Raw genomic sequence first — 20139 nt, forward strand, 5'->3', positions numbered from 1 at the left:
CCTGCTGCTTTTACCTTAAGGGGTTGTCGTGTCAACTGAGTGCGATTGCATCGGCCACTGGATAGGTGCAACCCCATTGAGCATGGGTTTGGCAAATAAAAATCCCTGAAACAAATCAACGCCAGCAGATTGTAACCAGCACCATTCTTCCACGGTCTCTACCCCTTCGGCCACAATCGTAATGCCCAGCGCATGGGCACACTCAATCAGCGCCCGCACAATCGCCTGCTTGGGGCCATCCTTGTGAATATTTTCAACAATAAGTCTATCCACCTTAAGCTTCTCAGGCTGAAATTTGGACAGCAAGGTCAGGCCGGCAAAGCCAGCACCAAAATCATCAATCGACACGCTAATGCCTGCCAGACGTAACTCCCTGATGGCGCGCTGAAAGTCATCAAAGTTGGCAATAGACTCTTGCTCGGTGATTTCAACGATGATTTGCTGCGGCTTGAAATCAAACTGTGCGATATAACTGAGCAGCTTTTCCACCGCATTGGGCACCCGCACCAAAGACATCGGCAACAAGTTGATGGATAACTTGATCGGCCCCAGTTGCATCTGCGATGCCAGGGCCAACGCGTGCTGCTTGGATTCCAGATCGAATACATATAACTCCTCGGCTGACAATCCCTCAAAACACTGCTGTGGGGAGCCGCCAGACGGGCTGCGGATCAGCGCTTCAATCGAAGAGATCAATCCGGTCAGTGGAGAAACAATCGGTTGAAATGCAAACTGGCAAGCCGCCTGCTGAATGCGGGCAGGATTCACGACATCAAAAGGGGATGGTTGGGGCTGAAACTGCCAGTCTTCCGCGTGCAGTGTCCGCTCGCCATCGCTCCAGCGGGAGGTGGCAAAGGCCGTGATCAGTTTAACAACACGGTCATGATCGGGGAGCGACTCGCCGCTATTAAAGGTAGCCCCCTCTGACAACAGGGCATAAATGTCTTCACCATACACCTTTTGCACATCAATGCAGTACATGGACCAGCCGCCAAATCGCCGCGCAGGAGAAAAGTCCTCCATCAGCTTAACCACATTACGATGCCTGTCATCCAAGGTAATCAGATGATAAAGCAGCTTGATGGCAATATCCGGACCTTCCAGATATTGCAGAAAATAGTCGCCATCGTATAAGAGCACCCCTGAAATGGCATTCTTTTGATTCTTTTCAGCAGCAGCGTCAACCAATGCAGTGAGTTCATCCCCCACCAACTGCTTTACTGAGCGACTTTTATACACCAATACCGTAAACATATTTATTGCAAAAATAAATCAAAAAAATAAAAATATTATCTACAACAGCCAAAAAGTTAGATGTTTTAACGGAAAATCGTCAACACTGTAGTGGGGAGATGTGACACTTTTATTTTTCAACCCTGTTACAGGCACATTCACGTGTGACATCGCATGCTGGGCGCGTGAAATGAGGCTTATTGCAGGCTAATCCCACAGCTAGCTGAGACTGGAAATCGTCGCCCCCAGGGTGATTAGGCCGATACCCATGATTTGTGAAGGGCTCAAATGCTCGGCGAACAAATAGACAGAGACCAGTGGTACGGTGGCATAGGCAATGCCAGAGATCAAATGTGCCTTTGAGAGGTCGGTGCGGGACATCAGCAGCATCCAGCAACAAAACGCCACCAGTAGCAACATCACGCCTCCCACCAACGCAGGCTGTAACAATAGTGAGCCGGCAAAGGCAAAAAAACTCTGCCAGCTTTCCAATGATGCCGCACCAACCTCCAGCGAGGCCATCTTGAATAACACCTGACTAAACGTATCGCAGAAAATCAGCAGTGAAAATAACCAGACGACACTGGCGTTAGACGTTCTGGTCAAAGTTTTCATAAGCAAGCAATTTGGCCAGACAAGCCAGCGGTTGATTCAGGAAGCGGTTGGTATGTTTAAACAGCAAATAGGTGTCTTCAAGCTCGGCACCGAGTCTTTTCTTCACCTCGTAGGAGGCCTGCCCGCTTTGAAACTGCGTGATGCCATCGCGCAGGCACATCTCGATGTTATAGATCCAGCTTAAGAAGTAAATGTTGTGCTCCGCCGCGACAGGCTGGTGCATACCGATGTATTTGTCCATCAGGGTATGGCCGTTGTGCAGCAGCATGTTAAACGCAATCAGCTTGCCTTCGAGGTAATACAGCACAAAGCGGGTATTTTCTGGCATCAGGCCCGCCACAAACTCAAAAAAGCTGCTGGTCAGTTTTTCAAACTTCAATTCGCTGCGCTCATAGGTTTCGAGATACAGCTGGTAAATTTCGTCCAGATTGGACGGCATGCCCTGCACTTCGCGGATTTCAATCTGCGACCGTTTTTTGAGCTTTCTGCGCAGGTCTTTGCGCGTGGCATAACTCAAGCTGGCGAAGTAAGCCTCCATCGAGTCAAATGCGATCTGATTGACCGCGACCGGCATGTTTCTGAGCGTGCTGTAACCCAACGCATTGAGCGGGGCACCCACTTTTTGCAGGTCACGTGCCAGCACATCTTTAAACGCAATCACCGAGGCACCGGCTTTGGCGGCGATTTTTTGCAACTGCGCATTGAGGGCCTGCATCATGGCCGGATCAAACGGATAGTCAGGATGCAAGGTCATTTTGCAGGCATCGGTGATCGGCGAACCGACGCAAAGTAATTTGACCCGCATCAGGAAAGGAATACGCTCGCGGACTTTTTGCAGCAAGGGTTTCAGGCGCCCTTGCACCGTGGTATCCAGGTTGTAATCGGTGATAAAAAACGGCGCCAGGCAAACAATGACCTGATTTTTCTTGACCGCAAGGTAACCAGTTTTAAAGCCCTGCACATTGGCGGAGTCAAACGCCAGATGCAAGCGGTAGCCTTCGAGATCGTCCTTGAGCAGCGTTTTCCAGGTTTCCTCGGGAAACTTGGCTGCACTGTAGCCAACTTCGACGTCAAACACAGGCGTTTCGGCACTGAGGTTGGAATCCATATATAAGGCAGTTTGCATGATTAGATCTTTCTCAAAATAAGGACACCGCTGGTGCCACCAAAGGCAAATGAGTTACTCATGACATACTCGAGATGCTGAACGGGTTGCGCCTGGTTGGCCACGTAATTCAAATCACATTCCGGGTCCGGGGTGTGCAAATGCATGGTGGGTGGCAAGGTGTTTTGTTGCAAGGCGACAATGCAGGCGACCAACTCGACCGCAGCCGCAGCCCCCATCAAGTGACCATGCATGGACTTAGTGGAGCTGACTGGAGTCTGCGCCGCCGCCTCGCCGAACACTTGCTTGATCGCGCGGGTCTCGGTCAGATCGTTGAGCTGGGTGCCGGTGCCGTGAGCATTGATATAGCTGATCTGCTCAGGGTTGAGGCCGGCATCTTGCAAGGCTTTTTGCATGGCCAGGGCCTGCCCTTCGACCGAAGGCTGGGTCATATGGCTAAAGTCATTCGAGGTGCCAAAACCAACGATTTCCGCCAGAATATGCGCGCCGCGCGCACTGGCATGTTCGTAGGTTTCGAGCACAAACACAGCCGCACCTTCACCGAGTACCAGGCCCGTTCTATCGGCAGAAAACGGTTTGCAGGAGGCTGCAGCGGCTTGCGGGTCTTCTTTGGCCAGGGTACGCAATGCCTCCCAGGCCTTGATGGTGCCAAAGGTGAGCAAGGCTTCACTGCCGCCAGCCAGCGCCGCTTCACAGCGTCCAAAGGCAATCTGTTTGGCGGCTTCACCAATGGCAATCGCGGCAGAAGAACATGCGGTGGAAATGGTTTGATTCGGGCCAGCGAGCTGGTATTTGGTCGCAATTTGCGAGGCAGCGGCACTGTTCATCGCCATGAGTACCGTAAACGGTTTGAGCCGGTTCAGGCCCTGTTTGAACAAGCGCGCATAGCCTTCTTCCGTGGCGGCAGCGCCACCCATGCCGGTGCCGATAAAGCAACCAAGCGCATCTGGGCTGAAAGCAGCCAAATCGATGCCAGATTGCTGCAAGGCTTGCTCGGCACTATGCAAGGCAAACTGGCTGACGCGGTCGAGCAAGGCCAGTTCCTGACGGCTGAAATGCTGCTCGGGCTCAAACTGGCACTGGGCAGCAATCCGCGTTTCGAGTTGCTCGGCAAACTCGGCCTTGAGCGCAGCGATCCCAGACACCCCGTTCAAGAGATTTTGCTGAAACGCGGGTACCGTATTGCCCAATGGCGAGACGATGCCCGCTCCGGTGATCACTACCCGACGCGGCATGCTCATTACGCGCTGGCCTCAGTCTTGAGCAAGTCGTCCAGCATGCGCACCACATCTTCTACGGTGGCAATCTCTTCTGAAGGGTTAGGCACCTTGATGCCATACTGATCTTCAGCCTGGAAGATAATGTCAAAAATATCCAGCGAGTCCAGGCCAAGGTCGACCAGCTTGCTTTGTGGTGTAATCGTCTTCTGGTCTATCTCCAGCTTGCTGGCGATCAAGCCACTCACGACTTCAAATGTATTCTGTGTATTCTGCATAAGCACTCCTTACTTATCTCACTTCTAGTGATCAGGCGTTAATCACGGATAAACAAAACTCTGCACTCCGTCTGGCGATATCATCCTTACGCTTGTCCAGTGTCACCACGTGGTAGGTATCGCCGATATAAAAGGTTTCCACATGCTTGCTGGCAATTTCTTTTTCTACCAGATAGGCATTTTTAAGACTGGCCATGTCATCCTCGGTCGAATGTACAATTAATACCGGGCAAGTGACTTGTGGCAACTGCTTGCGCGCTGCGCGAATCAATTTGACACTCTGGTAGATGACGGTCGCCGGGGTCTTGAAGTAGCCGATTTTCTCCGAGGTACGGGCATCCTTGTTTTCAAGCACGGCAGCCACCATGGCGCGTGTACGCTCGCACTTGATGCCATAAGGCGCGGTTTCTTCCCACTGCATGACATAGCGCAAGGGCGAATACAGCACCAGGGGCAACAAAAAGCGTTGCTTGAACAGGGGGATATTCCAGCCGTCATATACAAAGGTCGCCGACAACAGCACCACGCCAGCCACTTCTTTGCCGTGTTTGGCGGCCACCAGCAAGGCAATTAATGCGCCCATGGACAGGCCGGAAACAAACACGCTTTTATAATGTTTGCGCATCTCGAGAAAGACGGTTTCAATCGAGGTAAACCACGCTTGCCAGCGGGTGCGGCTCAGTTCCTGCACCGAGGCACAATGTCCGGCCAGCACCGGGCAAACCACAGACAAGCCTTTACGAGCGATTTGCTTGCCGTAATGTTTCATTTCTGCAGGCGTGCCGGTTAACCCGTGCACCAGCAAAACAGCGGCATCTTCTGACTGTTGCAGCCAGAAACCGTTTTCACCTACCATTTGTTGCAATGTATTCATGTGTTGCTCCCTAACAACCCAACGCCGGCCACAATGAGCAAGGCTCCCAGCCAGCGTTTCTTACCTATCTGTTCATTCAAAGCTAATCGTGAAACCAGCATGATCAATACAATGGTGATGCTATACATCGGAAAAGCCTGACTCAGCGAAGAGGCAGACAAATAGGTGATCCAGATCACATACTCCACCACATACACCAGCAAGCCTGCCGTGACATGCCACCTTGTCAGGCAGGAGCGAAGTAGCGCTATCGGCGAGGCTGCTATCGACATTTCTGCCGCTGGTTGCATGGCACCGAGTTTAAATAAAGTGGTTCCCAGCGTATCCAGCAAGACGGCTGCGACAAATAATGCGCCAGTTTGTATTATCATGCGTGCCCCTTGAGGGCATGCAACAAGCGCAGGTTAGCAGCAGCATTGACCCGGGCCGCGGCCTGCACAGGCTCGCGCGGATGTACTTTGCGGTCTAAATAGGAGGCAATCCACTTGAGTGGTGAGCGGAACCGCACCGGCGAAAAGTCGCCCACCGTATCCGCACCTATCACCTGTTTATGCTGGCTGAGCGCCTGGATGACGGCGGTGACGGTGGCCAGAGGCAGGCTCCCCTGCTCCCAGTTGGTCTTGGCGTCTGCCGCTTGCAGGCAGTCTTTATCAATGCTGATATAGATCTGCTCAGTGTCTATATACGACAGCACCTCTTGAATCCCCGTCGCCCGGTCTTGCGCCAGCTTGCTGTGCAAAAACAGGGGCTGCGGCGCATTCACCTGCACCTTGCGATAGGGCAACAAAATGATTTTTTGCTGCAAAAAGCTTTCTACATCGCCTTTTTTAAACTGATCGTGATCAATATCGCCACTTTCGAGGCCGACGATGATCACGCGCTTGACCTGTGGCAAACGGGCCAGTTGATAGACCCAGGTACCACAGTGATACTGATGCGGTGGCTGCATCCAGTCAGGATGATTGTCAAACAGCACCACCGTCAACGGCGTTTCAAAACGCGCAATCAAGGCCAGTGAGATATGGTGGTAGTCGCCGGAACCGATCAGCGAAAATTGCGGCAGGCTTGTGCGCGGCCGCAACTGGCTGGCCATGGCGGCAAACGCCTTGGTGGAAGCCCACAGGCGCGTCGCCGTTTCATGCTGGCGCATGGTATGCAGCACCGGCTGCACCCCTTGCGTGTTCAACATGGCCAGCTGCGCCTGAATGCTGCCATCAAAATCGTAAGCGACCACTTCCATCTCAAGCAAGTTACTCTGCTCCGCAACGCTTGAGCAGCATTTCAAACAGCTGGATACCCAGGTCGATTTCTTCCTCGGTAATCATCAGCGAAGGCGCCAGCGTAATCACGTTTTTCTCGTAGCCACCGATATCCAGCACCAAGCCATACTGCTTGTCACCGATCAGCAAATCGCCTTTCAGGCCTTCGTTAAACATGCGGTCAGCCAGGGCACGACTCGCGGTGAAACCGTCGCTCTCGCACAACTCGATTCTGAGCGCCAGGCCCAGACCGCTGACATCACCCACGCATTTCCAGCGCGACTTCAGTTCATGCAGACGTTTGAGGAAATGCGCACCCCGTTGACGTACATGCGGCTCAAAATCAGACTCTTGCGTCATTTTCAACACTTCGAGCGCCACGGCAGTGCCGAGCGGATTCGAGGCAAAAGTAGAGTGGGTTGAGCCTGGTGGGAATTTTTCAGGCGAGATCAATTCTTCGCGCGCCCAGATCCCGGACAACGGATTCAAGCCGTTGGTGATCGCCTTACCAAACACAAAAATATCCGGCACGATGCCAAAGTTTTCCCAGGACCACAATTTACCCGTCCGGTAAACGCCCATCTGAATTTCGTCGGCCACCAGCAACACATTGCGTTTTTTCAGTGAAGCTTGCAGCTTTTGCATATATCCTTCAGGCGGAATAATGTAGCCGCCGGTCCCCTGCATAGGCTCAATATAAAACGCGCCAAATTCACACTGTTTGGATTTTTCATCCCAGAAAGACTGGTATTCGGTTTCAAACAGTTTTTCAAACTCTTTGTGGCAATAGGTATCGCAAGTTTCCACTTTCATGTCATACGGACAACGGAAGCAGTATGGATACGGCACAAAGTGCGCGCGGTCAGCAAAGTTGCCAAACCGGCGGCGGTAACGGTAGCTGGAGGTAATCGCAGAGGCGCCCAGCGTACGGCCGTGGTAACCGCCCATAAACGCAAACTGGTGGGTCTTGCCAGTATGGTTACGCACCACTTTCAAGGAGTCTTCAACCGCTTGTGCCCCGCCAACGTTGAAGTGGACGCGGCCTTTGACCCCATATTTTTCTTCCATGTAGCGGCAGATGATTTCTGCCAGCTCGACTTTTTCCTTGTGCAGGTATTGGCTGGCCAGTTGAGGCAAGGTATCAATCTGCTTCTTCAGTACATTGGCAATGCGCTCATTTTTATAGCCGAAATTGACAGCGGAATACCACATTTGCCAATCGAGGTATTTCACCCCTTTTTCGTCATACAAAAAGCTGCCATCACAGCCCTCAAACACTTTCGGGGGATCGGCATAGTTCACCGTGTCACCATGTGAACAGTACTGATTGTTCTTATCGAGAATTTCTATAATTTTTTGGTCCATAATGAAATCGCCTCACTAGGCTGTTTGGTGGGTAAGGGTGGTTGAAATCTGACATTCGGGCCAGTCTTGCAAGACGGCTACAACATCGTCAAAGGTTGAGAACGGAATAAAAGGAATCTGGTTTTTTTCGCAATGCTTGACCAGTGAGCCTTTGGCAAACACAACATCGGCGCGCTTGGCCAGGCAGGCATCTGACTTGCCATCGCCGATCAGCACTACTTTTTCGCCAGGATAGGCGCGCTGCGCAGTGGCAATCGCACATTTGCAATTGCCGTTGCCGCCCGCACAATCAGGCTGACGATTAGGAAACGTCATGCGGATGCCTTTGGGTTCAAAATTCAAGCGATTGGCAAACACTGGCAGTTCAGGAAAGGCGGAATGTTGCATGGAAACCTTGATCGCATGATCCAGGCCATCACTGGCAATCACCACGCGCGCAAACTGGCGGGCGAAGCTATGAAACTGGCAAAAGCTACGGTCTAACTCTATGGTGCGAAAAAAACTCTCGAGGGCAATGTGATCGGCCTCAACCAGTGCCAACTGGTTGCTCATGCAGGTGACGGCATCAATCTCGCCCGCCAGCCATGACTGCTCATACTGCTGCCAACGGTCATCGGCAAACTTCTCAAGCAAGGCATCAATCGTGTCCGACTTTGAAATGGTGCCATCAAAATCCACAATAAATAACATCACCCTCTCCTTGTTGTTTTAAGTGCAAAAACCCACGGCATAAAGGATCAGTGCCTATTGAGCCCAAGCATAAATATTGGTAACGTGGTCATCATGAAGCCAAATTCTTACGAAACACTTACAGTGTAGTAAGCGCCGATTTGCTGTAAGTAAGGTGTAAGTAGGGTTGAGGCAAGCTGTCGGCACAATTGATGTGGGACTCAGATGAATGCGTATTTTGTTGGTTGAGGATGATGTGGTACTCGGTGATGCCGTCGTGCAATCGCTAGTCAATGCAACCTATGCGGTTGACTGGTTCAGAAATGGCAAGGACGGTGTACTGGCGGCACAAGCACAAACCTATGATCTGGTGTTACTGGATTTGGGGTTGCCGTTTTTAACCGGCTTTGAAGTCATTCAGCGCTTGCGCAACAGCAAGCAATCCGTCCCTATCATCGTGCTGACCGCGAATGACAACCCGGATGATATCGTCAACGCCTTTGACATGGGCGCGGATGATTACCTGATCAAACCATTCAGACTGCCCGAGCTGGCTGCCAGGATCCGCGCCCAGATCCGGCGCGTGAATGCGCACTACTCCTCCAAGATTACGATAGGTCCGCTGGAACTGGACACCAAGGAGCATAGCGTTCACCTCAAGGGCGAGAAACTCAGTGTGTCGCCACGCGAGTTTTCCTTACTGGAAACCCTGGCCAATAAATGCGGCAAGCTGGTAACCAAAGAGGCGCTGATTGAAAGCCTCTGCAACTGGGAACAGGATATCGGCCAGAATGCGATTGAGGTTTATGTGCACCGCTTGCGCAAAAAACTGGGCGACGGCGAGGTCTGCATTTCCAACGTACGCGGTCTGGGCTATATCATGGAACAAAAAAATCCATGAATCGACTGTTCAAATTGAGCCAGGGCCGCACCCTGCGCAAACAGTTATTCTTGTGGGTGACCATCCCCATGTTCATCCTGGTGCCACTGGATACCACCATTTTGTACAAGGTGGGGAGCCACTTTATTGAGCAATCGTTTGATGAGATGCTGGAGGATATTGCCAATGACGTGATCGCCATGATCAGCGAATCCGGCAAGACCCCGGAAAATTTCAGAATGAGCACGGAATCACAAACAGTGCTGTTTTCTGACAAGGATGATAAAACCTATTTTGCGATTTACGACGCGCAAGGCCATTATTTAAGTGGCGACCCGACACTGCCCTTTAACCACAAGGACAGCTTGAATCATCGTCATTTACGCTATGCCAGAGCGCATGGCGAGGTCGTGCGATTGCTTAATCAGAAAAGCACGATCGTCGATCATCAGAACCAGCCGCTCATGTACTCTGTGTTGATTGCCGAAACCGTGCACAAACGTAATGACTTGCGCAGCCGGATTCTATTCGCCATCGTCCTGCCACAGTTGCTCCTGCTGCTAGTCTGCAGTGTCATGCTGTTAGCCGGGGTGACCAAGGGTCTACGGCCACTGCACGAGCTCAACGAAGAGATCGCCAAACGCTCCAGCACGCAACTGGACCCGGTCATGCTCAACAACGTGCCCGAAGAGGCCATGGTGTTGATCAACTCGATCAACCTGCTCATGGGCAGGCTCAATAACGCCATCCTGGCGCAGAACCAGTTTATTGCCGATGCCGCCCATCAATTGCGCACCCCATTGGCGGGCATACAGGCGCAACTGGAGCTCGCATTGCGCCACGAGCAGGCCAAGGACCAGTCTCAACACCAGCTGGGCATGATTAGCGAAAGCGTGAGCAAGCTCACACATATCGTCAACCAGTTGTTGCGGCTGTCAAATAACCAGCCTGAAGCCGCCAACGTGATTGCGCTCAAACCTGTCAATCTGCTGGCCCTGGCCCAAGATGCCTGCGTGGAAGTGATTCATTTTGCGCTGAAAAAAAATATAGATCTGGGGCTGGAATCCAGTGGTGCCGGGCCTTTGCCAGACTTCACCATCCATGCCGACAAGCAACGCCTGAAGATTCTGCTGGTCAACCTGCTGGACAATGCGGTGCGCTATACACCGGAAGGAGGCAAGGTGACGCTGTCTGTGATTGCCCAGGAAAAGTGGACGGAAATCCAGGTGGAAGACAACGGTATCGGCATCCCGGAAGAAGAGCATGCCATGGTGTTTGAACGCTTTCACCGCGTGCTCAACCATTCACAGGAAGGCAGTGGCTTGGGCTTATCCATCGTCAAGGAGATTGTGGCGCTGCATAGTGCCAGCATCACCGTTAGCGCTGGCGCACAGGGTATAGGCACGTTGATGAGTGTGCGGTTTCAACGGCCAGACGCTGGCGCCCCGGCCAAGCTGAGCTAAGGCATGACGCACGTCGCTAGGTCTGATGCACTATGCTGGGAACAGTATGGGCTGAAAACGAGCGGTTGCTGGCCATCCAACCCACCCTGGCATCATGCTCCATCTTGATAGGGAGAACGATCTTACGATTTGATTTTACGTGCTGGCCGACTCGGCGGATTCAGCGTGGCATATAAATTAATCAGGCTGCGTTGCTGACCATCAGAACACAGCTGAAAATGAATCAGGTACTGCTTGCCAACGCGGATAAACTGGTGGGCGGCCTGAATCTCTTCTAGCGTCAATATCGGGTTTTCACCGACATTGGTGACCACATCCAGCGCATTGCCTTGCCAGTCAAACTTGATTTTCTCAGGCGTCATGCCACTTTCACTATAGGCCACGGTTTTGATTCTGGCCATGGTGACTTGCTGCTGGCAGTCAGGCGACACCTCATCCAGATTGACCAGCGCAATGACGGCAGGCTTGCTTGTGGATTTGCTACCGTGCTTATCCTCAGTCACTGTCATGGCACTGATCACTTTGGCACTATCGCTGGAAGCCAGCGCAAAAGAAACTGGCCACCAAAGACTTAACAGGCAACTTCCTGTGACCAGCCAGGCTGCTCGACACTGTTTGATCCCGCCCATGACTGCGCCCTCCTGCAGGTTAACTCATTTGCACTCCGCCATTCACACTGGCGGACTTGCCTATCTTTGATTTGAAATAATATACGCGCATTTTGACGCTCGCCAAGCACTTTTATACTTGTCAATCACGCATGATCCGACTGCGCGCTGCGTCAGCCTTTTCTGACTGGCAGTCACGACAGAGGCTGATAGTGCGCATGCCAGGCTTTTTTTATCATGAGCATGTATTTAACCAATTGGGAAAGGTCGAACATGCTTTATTACGCACTCTTGTTTCTGGTCATTTCATTTATCGCCGGGCTCTTGGGGTTTAGAGGCGTTGAGTCGGGCGCGGCCACCATCTCCAAGGTATTTTTCTTTATTTTCCTGCTACTGGCCATCGGCATTGCGCTGGCAACGGTGCTTGGCATTAGTATGATCGCTTAATGCCCATTCAACCCTGGCAGCAGACACCACTGTCCGCTGCGGGTACGCGTCCTGATCCATGCGTCAGGACGCGTTTTATCTTTACGCTGCCTGGGGATAGCGGCGATAATAGGACATGGTTTCTGGTCACCGCTCTACTCACACGCCAACTGTACTTGATCCACAGGCACTCAGTTTGTGGATGGATTCCTTAGCGCAACGGTTTACGGCTGATGAATTGACACAAATACGGCAGGCGGCTGAGCTGGCAGCGTCTCTGTATGCGCAACACCATGCCATCAACCGTTATCCCCTATTGCAACATGCCTTAGAAACGGCCTCTACCCTCTCGGATATCAACATGGATGCAGACAGCCTGACTGCCTGCATTCTATATGCCGCGCCAGACTTTCTTGATGACTGGTCCGTCCACTTATCTACCCGCTTCAATCCGTGCGTTGTCAGTCTGATAGAGGGTATTTCGCGTATGTCACAGATCCATGCCTTGAGTGAAATGGATGGCTTGCACCATGCGGACGCCAAAGCGGACCACAAACAGAATGACCGCGCGCAACAGTTGGAAGCGCTGCGCAAAATGCTATTGGCGATGGTGCAAGATATCCGTGTCGTGTTGATCAAGCTGGCAGAGCGTACCCAATTATTACGGCATTTGTCTGGCGCCAGCCCAGAACAACAAGTGCAGATTGCCAGCGAGAACCAGAGTATCTTTGCCCCGCTGGCCAACCGCCTGGGCGTGTGGCAACTCAAATGGGAACTCGAAGACTTATCCTTACGCTATCTCGAACCGCAGCTGTATAAAGAAGTCGCGAAAATGCTGGACGAACGGCGCGTGGATCGTGAACAGTATATTACAGAGGTCGTGCAGCAGCTGCAGCATGAACTGACCCAAGCGGGCATCCAGGGGGAAGTGAGCGGGCGGCCAAAACACATCTACAGCATCGTGAAAAAAATGCGTAGCAAGCATCTGCAATTTAACCAGCTGTATGATGTGCGTGCGGTACGCATCATGGTGCAAGATGTGAAGGACTGCTATACCGCACTTGGCCTGGTGCATCACTTGTGGCAACCGATTCCCGGTGAGTTTGATGACTATATTGCACGCCCCAAAAGCAACAACTACCGGTCCCTGCACACGGCTGTCAGCGGCCCTCGTGGCCTTGCAGTGGAGGTGCAGATCCGCACGTTTGAAATGCACCAGCATTCCGAGCTGGGCGTTGCCGCACATTGGCGCTATAAGGAAGGTGGGAAATCCGACGCGAAATTCGACGAAAAAATTGCCTGGTTGCGCCAGATCCTGTCCTGGAAGGATGAGGTCGCTGATCACGGTGACTTGCTGGAGCAATTCAACAATGCGTTATTGCAGGACAAAGTATACGTGCTGACACCACAAGGCAAAGTCATGGACTTGCCCAAAGGCGCCACCCCCATAGACTTTGCTTACGCTTTACACACAGACCTGGGTCATCGTACCCGCGGCGCGAAAATCGACGGCCAGATCGTCCCCTTGCATACCAAGCTGGAGAACGGTCAGCGGGTGGAAATCCTGACCGCCAAACATGGCGCCCCCAGCCGAGACTGGCTGAACCCTGCGCTCGGCTTTTTGCAAAGCGCCAGTGCGCGCGCCAAGGTGCGCCACTGGTTTAAATACCAGCATTTTGAAGAAAACGTCGCCCAGGGCCGGGCTAAATTGGACAAAGAGTTACACCGTGCCGGTGCCAGTAGCCTGCCGCTTGAAAAAGTCGCACAAAAGCTGCAGTTCCAGAAACTGGAAGATTGCCTGGCAGCGATTGGCCGCGGCGATATCAGCGAACACCAGATTGCCATCACCATTCAGGGGGAATTGACACTGGTGGCGCAAGGCAATGCGCCAGCCATCATCAAGCGCCCCAGCGCCTCTCAGGTGAACCATGCGGGCATTATGATTGAAGGCATAGGCAATGTACAAACCACCATGGCCAAATGCTGCAAGCCGGTGTCGCCAGAACCGATAGTCGCGTATCTGACGCGCAACCACAGTGTGACCATCCACCGCCAGGCGTGCTCGTTTATTACGCGGCTCGACCAGGCACGCCACAACCGTCTGCTCAATGCGCAATGGGGCAATAAACAATCTGGCGTGTACGAAGTGGATATTGTGCTGGAAGCGAATGACCGTCAGGGATTGTTGCGTGACATCAGCGAGCTGTTTGCACGTGAAAAAATCAATACCACAAAAGCGAACACGCTCAGCCGCAACCATGTGGCGCTCATGCACTTTACGGTTGAACTGGTTGACCTCGACCAGCTAGAGCACTTGCTGGCAAGGCTCAAGCAAGTGCCAGGCGTGATCATGGCCCAGCGACAGACCTAAGCCACGGTGAATGGTGAAATCATGAAACAGGAGAATCCAGCACATGTCTTACCTCGATGACCCACGGGTTTATTTTGCGGCAGAACGGACATTGCTGGCCTGGCAACGTTCAGCCATTGCCCTGATGGGGCTGGGGTTTGTGATTGAGCGTTTTGGCTTGTTTATGCAGCTCATGGCACAGGGGCAGCCAGTGTCGCCCTCCCAAAGCATGTTATCGCTCTATCTCGGGGTTGGATTTATTCTGCTGGGGGCCTGTACGGCAATCTTGTCTGCCATCCAGTTTCTGCTGTTTTACCAATCGCTCAGCACACAGGAAAAACCACGTGGTCACGTTTACTGGCTGCCACCGGCGGTCAACTTGTTCCTGGCGGTCTCTGCTGCGGCATTAAGCGGCTGGTTAGTGTTTACTCGCTAGCCTTTCCAGGCACGGATAAACTGGATTTTCAGGTTTACGCGGTCATCATTTTTCCGCTGCGGCCCTTATGGCAATATTGACCTGATCCCCATCGTTGAGACCATCTGGCGGATTCTCTACCACCATATCCGTGCTTGTCAGGCCGGACTGCACTTCCAGTTGCTTACCCAGGTCACGCGCAATGGTAATCGTTTTTAAAGTCACCTTGCGATCTTTACCAACGGTAGCCACCTTGAGGCCATTCTGGTCAAAAATCAGTGCACTGGCAGGAATGCTCAGGCGCGCGACGGCATCATTGAATAGCAGATTGACATTGGCAAAGCCCCCGGGCAAAAAACGGCCCGCCGCATTATCCACCAGTAACTGTACCAGCGTTGTACCAGAGGACGCATTGATGGCACCTGAAGTTGATTGTATCGTGGCCTCGAACGCTTCACCCGCGGCTTCCGGCACGGTAAACCTGGCTTTGTCACCGGTCCGGATCTGACCGACATAATTTTGTGGCACATTGATATAGAGGCGCAACTTGCGCGTGTTGGACACTTCAAATAGCGGCAACACCGTCGCACTGCTACTGCCCGCATTAATCAGCGCGCCAGTGTCGGTATTGCGCGCTGTCACTGAGCCGTCAAACGGCGCCACGATGCGGGCAAAACTTTTGAGGGCGAGCAAACGGTTGACATTGGCTTCGGCCGCTTTCACGATCGCCTGCTTGCTTTGCAAATCTCCCACTTTTTCATCCACCGCCTGGCGGGCAATCGACTGCGTTTTTAGCATCTCCTGCCAGCGCTTGGCCGTGGTTTCTGCCAGTGCCACATTGGCTTGCGCACTGGCGAGATCGGCTTTGGCTTGCAACAATTCCTGATCCAGATCCGGCGTCTCGATCTCGGCCAGCAATTGCCCACTTTTCACCCGCGTGCCGATATCGGCTTTCCAGGATTTGAGATAGCCACTGACGCGCGCATAGATCGGTGCTCGTGCGTAGGCCTCAAATCGCCCTGGCAAGATCAGGCTGCCCCCTTGGTCAGACTGTGCAGGCGTGTGGATACTGACCGTCGGAATCGACTGCTGGTCGGTCCAGGCCTTGACGCTGGCGTCATGGCTGTGACGGCTGCTGATGCCCGCAATCACAATGCCACTGGCGATCAAGGCCAAGATCAGGCCCGCCAGCTTGAGGCCCCGGCTGGCCGTGGGTGGATTACTCATGGATAGGGTCTCCTGAATCACTGACTGACCCTGAAACACTTGCCTCAGGGGAAGCCTGTCGTTTTTGATGAATCGCACTAAAGACAACGGGTACAAACAGCAGGGTGGCGACGGTGGCAAACAGCAGGCCACCGATCACAGCCCGGCCCAACGGCGCATTCTGCTCGCCGCCCTCGCCCAGGCCCAAAGCCATGGGGGTCATGCCGATGACCATGGCCAGCGCGGTCATGAGTACCGGCCTAAAGCGAACGAAGCCCGCCTCCAGCGCCGCAGCAGTCGCATCTTGCAAGACGGCCAGCCGTTCGCGGGCAAAACTGATCACCAGCACACTATTGGCCGTCGCCACCCCCATACACATGATGGCGCCGGTCAGGGCGGGCACCGACAAAGGCGTGAAGGTCACAAACAACATCCAGACGATACCGGCCAGCGCGGCTGGTAAAGCTGAAATAATCACAAACGGGTCACTCCAGGATTGTAGGTTGACCACAATCAGCAGGTAAATCAGCACAATGGCGCCCAGCAGTCCAAAGAACAGGCCGGTAAATGCGCTTTGCATGGTCTGCACCTGGCCCAGCATCACCACGCTGGCGGCTTTAGGCACTTGCGCTTGCGTGTCCTCCAGAATCTTGCGGATATCGGCGGCCACCGCCCCCAGGTCGCGATCCTGCGTGCTGGCATGAATCTGCACCATGGGCTGGATATCATATTGGCTGATGACGGCATTGCCGACACTGCGTTTAAATGTTGCCAACCCACCCAATGTCTGCAGCGGCGTATCTGCACCGCCTATCGGCAGGTTGGCCAGCGTGTTGAGGCTATCGAGCTGGTATTGCGGGGTTTGCAGCACAATCGGGTAAGTGACGCCATTAGCAGGGTTCAACCAATAGGTCGGGGAGACTTGCGAACTGCCCGCCAGGTTCACCACCAGGCTATTGGTGACGTCGCGCGTACTGATGCCCAGCTCCTGCGCACGGGTTTTATCGACGGCAATGTCAAAACCGGGACGCCGACGCGACTGCTGGATACGCGCATCGACCACACCCGGCACTGCGCGGATGCGCGCCAGCAACTGGTTGGCATAGACAAAATCTTCGGCCAGCTTGCCGCCGCGAATCTGGATGTCAATCGGGGCTGGTGAGCCAAAATTGAGGATCTGGCTGACAATATCGGCCGGCGGGAATGAAAAGGTCGTATCCGGAAACTGCCTGGGCAGCACTTCGCGCAGGGTACGGATGTAATCCGCCGTCGGCGCATGCTCGGGTTTGAGCGCAATCTGGATATCGCCATCATGCGCGCCAGTGAGGCCGGTATTGTTATAGGCCATGTTAATACTGCTGATCGGCATGCCGATATTATCAACAATGGTGAGGATTTCTGCTGTCGGGATCACCTGTTTGATGGCCGCCTGTATCCGGGCAAAACGGTTGGCGGTGTCTTCAATACGGGTGCCGACCGGTACGCGGGCATGCATGAGGATTTGGCCGCTATCCACCGCCGGGAAAAAGTTACGGCCCAGCATGGGCAATAATAAAAATGACAGCATGACCAGCAACATAAAGCCGATCATAAACAGTCGGCGGTGGGCAATCGCCAGGCTCAGCAAGCCATGATAGCCCTGCCGGAGCTGCTCAAAGCGGGTTTCAAAGTGTTGCTGGAACCTGACCAGCGGATTGCGGCTGGCTGGGCGGTGTTCACCTGCGACATGTGGTTTGAGCAGGTAATTGGCCATGGTCGGGACCAGGGTCCGTGACAAAATAAACGAGCTGACCATGGCAAACATGACGGCTTCGGCCATGGGCACGAATAAAAAGCGCGACACGCCCTCGAGAAAAAACATGGGCACAAACACGATACAAATGCAAAGCAGCGACACAAACGCAGGCGTCACAATCTGTGCGGCACCATCGAGGATGGACTGCTCGACCGGCTTGCCTTGCTCCAGGTGCCAGTTAATATTTTCAATGGTCACGGTGGCCTCATCGACCAGCAAACCTACCGCCAAGGCGAGGCCGCCCAGGGTCATGATATTGAGCGTCTCGCCTATTGCTGACAGCCCCATTACCGCCCCCAGAATAGACAAGGGAATGGAGGTGGCAATGATCAGTGACGAGCGCCAGCTGCCCAGAAACAGCAGGATCATGAGGCTGGTGAGCACCGCCGCCAGCACGCCTTCAAACACCACGCCTTCAATCGCCGCGCGCACAAACAGCGACTGATCGTTGATCGGGGTTGCCACCAGCGTCTCAGGTAGGGCCGGCTTGATTTCTTCCAGTTTGGCCTTGATACCATCGACAATATCCAGCGTCGAGATGGCACCGTTTTTGAGGATGGTCATCAGCACCGAACGGTTGCCATCCACATGCACGATATTGGTTTGTGGCGGGTTGCCATCACGTACCTGACCGATATCACGCATGTACACGGTGGCGCCATTGACCACCTTGACCGGGATATTGGACAGCTCGTCAATTTGAGTGACGGCATTATTCAGGTTCAGCGTGTATTCAATGCTGCCAATTTTTTGTGTCCCCACCGGTACGATCATATTGTGCGCAGCCAGCGCATTGGCAATATCCTGTGCCGACAAGCCACGGGCCTGCAACGCGGCCGGATTCAGGTCAATCTGGATCTGCCGGCTTTTGCCGCCATAGGGAAATGGCACGCCCGCACCGGGCACCGTGACCAACCGGATACGCACGGCATTCAGGCCCAGGTCAGCCAGGTTCTGCTCGGTCAGCCCTTTACCAGACAAGGCAATCTGCAAGATGGGCACCGTGGAGGCGTTATAGTTAAGAATCAACGGCGGCGTGGTGCCGGCGGGCATCTGCCGCGTCACTGTTTGCGAAATCGCCGCCACCTGCGCATTGGCGGTGGCGATATTGACGCCCATATGGAAAAAGATTTTGACGATGGCAAACCCATTGTATGAATTGGCCTCGATATGCTCGATATCGTTGACGGTGGTGGTCAGGCTGCGCTGATATAGCGTACTGATGCGGCCCGCCATGTCATCTGGCGGCAAGCCATTGTATTGCCAGGCCACCGCTACCACCGGGATACGGATATCCGGAAAAATATCCACCGGGCTGCGCAGGGCAGACAAAGTACCAAAAATCAGAATCAGCAGCGCCATCACCACAAAGGTGTAGGGCCGTTTGAGGGCAATGCCAACCACATTAAACATGCGCGTCCTTTGCTGCGGTGATGGCAAACCCGGCATCCCGCCAGGCATCAATGCCGCCGCTTAACGGCCGGATATTGCGATAGCCACGACGAATCAGTTTTTTTGCCACTTTGGCTGCGGTGACCTCATTCGGGCAGGAGCAGTACAAAATGACGGGCGCATCTTCATCAATATCCAGCGTCAATTGGTCCACGTCTTCCAGCGTGACAAACTGTGCCCCCGGAATCCAGCCGTCTTCTATCAAGTGCGGGGCACGCGTATCCAGAATCACTGGCGCCGCATCACTGGCGATCAGTGTATGCAATTCTTCGACACTGATCCGAGCCATGCGCAGGCTTTTGAGAAAGCGTTGCCGGTCCCACCATTTGACCGCGATAAACGCGGTTAACAGCAGTAAAACCAGCCCGGTGCCCCATTTACCCATTTCGACCAGCGTCAGCATCAGCTCGTCAATGGCAGAACTGAATAGATTGCCCAACCACAATGCGGAGCCAGACCATAGCAGCGCGCCCAGGCCATCCATAAGCGCAAACAGCCAATAAGGCGTGCCGGATGATCCGGCCAGCGCACTCGAAATTGAGGCAAAGCCCGGGATAAATTTGCAGACCAGCAACGCGGGCGGGCCGAATTTCAGGTAGAGCGCCTCGGTTTGTCGCACACAGGTGTCTGGCGACAAGGAGATTTTGCATAACTTGCCCATGACGCGCTTGCCATATTTACGCCCGGCGCGGTACCAGATGGAGTCTGCCAGCAAGGCTGCCACCAGCGCCACCAGCAACATGGCCGCCCAGGAGTACTGGCCATTGCCGATCAAGACCCCGGCCAGCAGCAAGGTGGGATAGGCCGGTAAAGGCAAGCCCATCTGCTCCAGAAATACACTGGCAAACACAATCAGCAAGCCATATTGCTGAATCAGCTCAAGCACGACATTCATAACAGTTCTTTTT

The 20139-nt window shown here is 53.6% G+C and carries 19 protein-coding genes; 5 read left to right on the forward strand and 14 right to left on the reverse strand.

All coding sequences use genetic code 11. From position 1 onward, the window contains the following. Nucleotides 1-15 precede the first annotated feature (15 nt). From ACT53C_RS04780 to ACT53C_RS04825, 10 genes are all read right to left on the reverse strand, one after another. Complete coding sequence (locus ACT53C_RS04780) at nt 16-1254, reverse strand: diguanylate phosphodiesterase (protein WP_476145085.1); 1239 nt, start codon at nt 1252-1254, stop codon at nt 16-18. Between the two features lie 198 nt (nt 1255-1452). Beyond that, nucleotides 1453-1848: a DMT family transporter gene (locus ACT53C_RS04785; RefSeq protein WP_476145086.1), complete on the reverse strand. Its 396-nt coding sequence runs from the start codon at nt 1846-1848 to the stop codon at nt 1453-1455. After that, entirely contained in the window at nt 1823-2974 is a 1152-nt protein-coding gene (locus ACT53C_RS04790) for a GNAT family N-acetyltransferase (RefSeq protein ID WP_476145087.1), read from the reverse strand. Before ACT53C_RS04790 ends, ACT53C_RS04785 begins: the two co-directional genes overlap by 26 nt. A 2-nt stretch (nt 2975-2976) precedes the next feature. After that, on the reverse strand, nt 2977-4215 hold the full coding sequence (locus ACT53C_RS04795) for a beta-ketoacyl-[acyl-carrier-protein] synthase family protein (protein ID WP_476145088.1): 1239 nt from the start codon (nt 4213-4215) through the stop codon (nt 2977-2979). Beyond that, entirely contained in the window at nt 4215-4469 is a 255-nt protein-coding gene (locus ACT53C_RS04800) for a phosphopantetheine-binding protein (protein WP_313987085.1), read from the reverse strand. Before ACT53C_RS04800 ends, ACT53C_RS04795 begins: the two co-directional genes overlap by 1 nt. Nucleotides 4470-4500: 31 nt before the next feature. Next, nucleotides 4501-5343 carry an alpha/beta hydrolase gene (locus tag ACT53C_RS04805; RefSeq protein WP_476145089.1) on the reverse strand — a complete coding sequence of 281 codons (843 nt, stop codon included), beginning with the start codon at nt 5341-5343 and terminating at the stop codon, nt 4501-4503. After that, entirely contained in the window at nt 5340-5714 is a 375-nt protein-coding gene (locus ACT53C_RS04810; RefSeq protein WP_476145090.1) for an EamA family transporter, read from the reverse strand. The genes ACT53C_RS04805 and ACT53C_RS04810 overlap by 4 nt, the downstream gene beginning before the upstream one ends. After that, nucleotides 5711-6583 (reverse strand): arginase family protein, encoded by an 873-nt coding sequence (locus tag ACT53C_RS04815; RefSeq protein WP_476145362.1) that lies wholly within the window; start codon nt 6581-6583, stop codon nt 5711-5713. The genes ACT53C_RS04810 and ACT53C_RS04815 overlap by 4 nt, the downstream gene beginning before the upstream one ends. Before the next feature lie 10 nt (nt 6584-6593). Next, nucleotides 6594-7967 (reverse strand): aspartate aminotransferase family protein, encoded by a 1374-nt coding sequence (locus tag ACT53C_RS04820; protein ID WP_194749364.1) that lies wholly within the window; start codon nt 7965-7967, stop codon nt 6594-6596. 15 nt (nt 7968-7982) lie between these two features. Continuing rightward, a complete protein-coding gene (locus tag ACT53C_RS04825; RefSeq protein WP_194749363.1) occupies nt 7983-8657 on the reverse strand; it encodes an MtnX-like HAD-IB family phosphatase in 675 nt (224 codons plus the stop codon). A gap of 208 nt (nt 8658-8865) precedes the next feature. Between ACT53C_RS04825 and ACT53C_RS04830 the strand changes: the two genes are divergently transcribed. Both ACT53C_RS04830 and ACT53C_RS04835 read left to right on the forward strand, forming a co-directional pair. After that, entirely contained in the window at nt 8866-9537 is a 672-nt protein-coding gene (locus tag ACT53C_RS04830; RefSeq protein ID WP_194749362.1) for a response regulator transcription factor, read from the forward strand. Continuing rightward, entirely contained in the window at nt 9534-10979 is a 1446-nt protein-coding gene (locus tag ACT53C_RS04835; RefSeq protein ID WP_476145091.1) for a sensor histidine kinase, read from the forward strand. Before ACT53C_RS04830 ends, ACT53C_RS04835 begins: the two co-directional genes overlap by 4 nt. A gap of 122 nt (nt 10980-11101) precedes the next feature. Here the strand turns inward: ACT53C_RS04835 and ACT53C_RS04840 are convergent, their stop codons facing one another. Next, nucleotides 11102-11608, reverse strand: a complete 507-nt coding sequence (locus ACT53C_RS04840) for a hypothetical protein (protein ID WP_476145093.1) — start codon at nt 11606-11608, stop codon at nt 11102-11104. A gap of 252 nt (nt 11609-11860) precedes the next feature. Here ACT53C_RS04840 and ACT53C_RS04845 point away from each other — a divergent pair, with 252 nt between their 5' ends. From ACT53C_RS04845 to ACT53C_RS04855, 3 genes are all read left to right on the forward strand, one after another. Then, nucleotides 11861-12034, forward strand: coding sequence for a DUF1328 domain-containing protein (locus tag ACT53C_RS04845; RefSeq protein ID WP_194749360.1), 174 nt, complete (start codon nt 11861-11863; stop codon nt 12032-12034). A 115-nt stretch (nt 12035-12149) separates the two neighbouring features. After that, a complete protein-coding gene (locus ACT53C_RS04850) occupies nt 12150-14384 on the forward strand; it encodes a RelA/SpoT family protein (protein WP_476145094.1) in 2235 nt (744 codons plus the stop codon). Between the two features lie 43 nt (nt 14385-14427). Continuing rightward, nucleotides 14428-14799, forward strand: coding sequence for a YidH family protein (locus tag ACT53C_RS04855; protein ID WP_194749358.1), 372 nt, complete (start codon nt 14428-14430; stop codon nt 14797-14799). 45 nt (nt 14800-14844) lie between these two features. On the opposite strand, the gene ACT53C_RS04860 is transcribed toward ACT53C_RS04855, so the two are convergent. Genes ACT53C_RS04860 through ACT53C_RS04870 form a run of 3 tightly spaced genes read right to left on the reverse strand, consistent with a single transcriptional unit; the run spans nt 14845 to nt 20126 of the window. Next, complete coding sequence (locus tag ACT53C_RS04860; RefSeq protein ID WP_476145095.1) at nt 14845-16005, reverse strand: efflux RND transporter periplasmic adaptor subunit; 1161 nt, start codon at nt 16003-16005, stop codon at nt 14845-14847. Next, nucleotides 15998-19192 (reverse strand): efflux RND transporter permease subunit, encoded by a 3195-nt coding sequence (locus tag ACT53C_RS04865; protein WP_476145096.1) that lies wholly within the window; start codon nt 19190-19192, stop codon nt 15998-16000. The genes ACT53C_RS04860 and ACT53C_RS04865 overlap by 8 nt, the downstream gene beginning before the upstream one ends. Next, nucleotides 19185-20126 carry a DedA family protein/thiosulfate sulfurtransferase GlpE gene (locus ACT53C_RS04870; protein WP_194749355.1) on the reverse strand — a complete coding sequence of 314 codons (942 nt, stop codon included), beginning with the start codon at nt 20124-20126 and terminating at the stop codon, nt 19185-19187. Before ACT53C_RS04870 ends, ACT53C_RS04865 begins: the two co-directional genes overlap by 8 nt. Nucleotides 20127-20139: the final 13 nt, after the last annotated feature.

Source organism: Methylophilus sp. DMC14 (genome assembly GCF_056314085.1).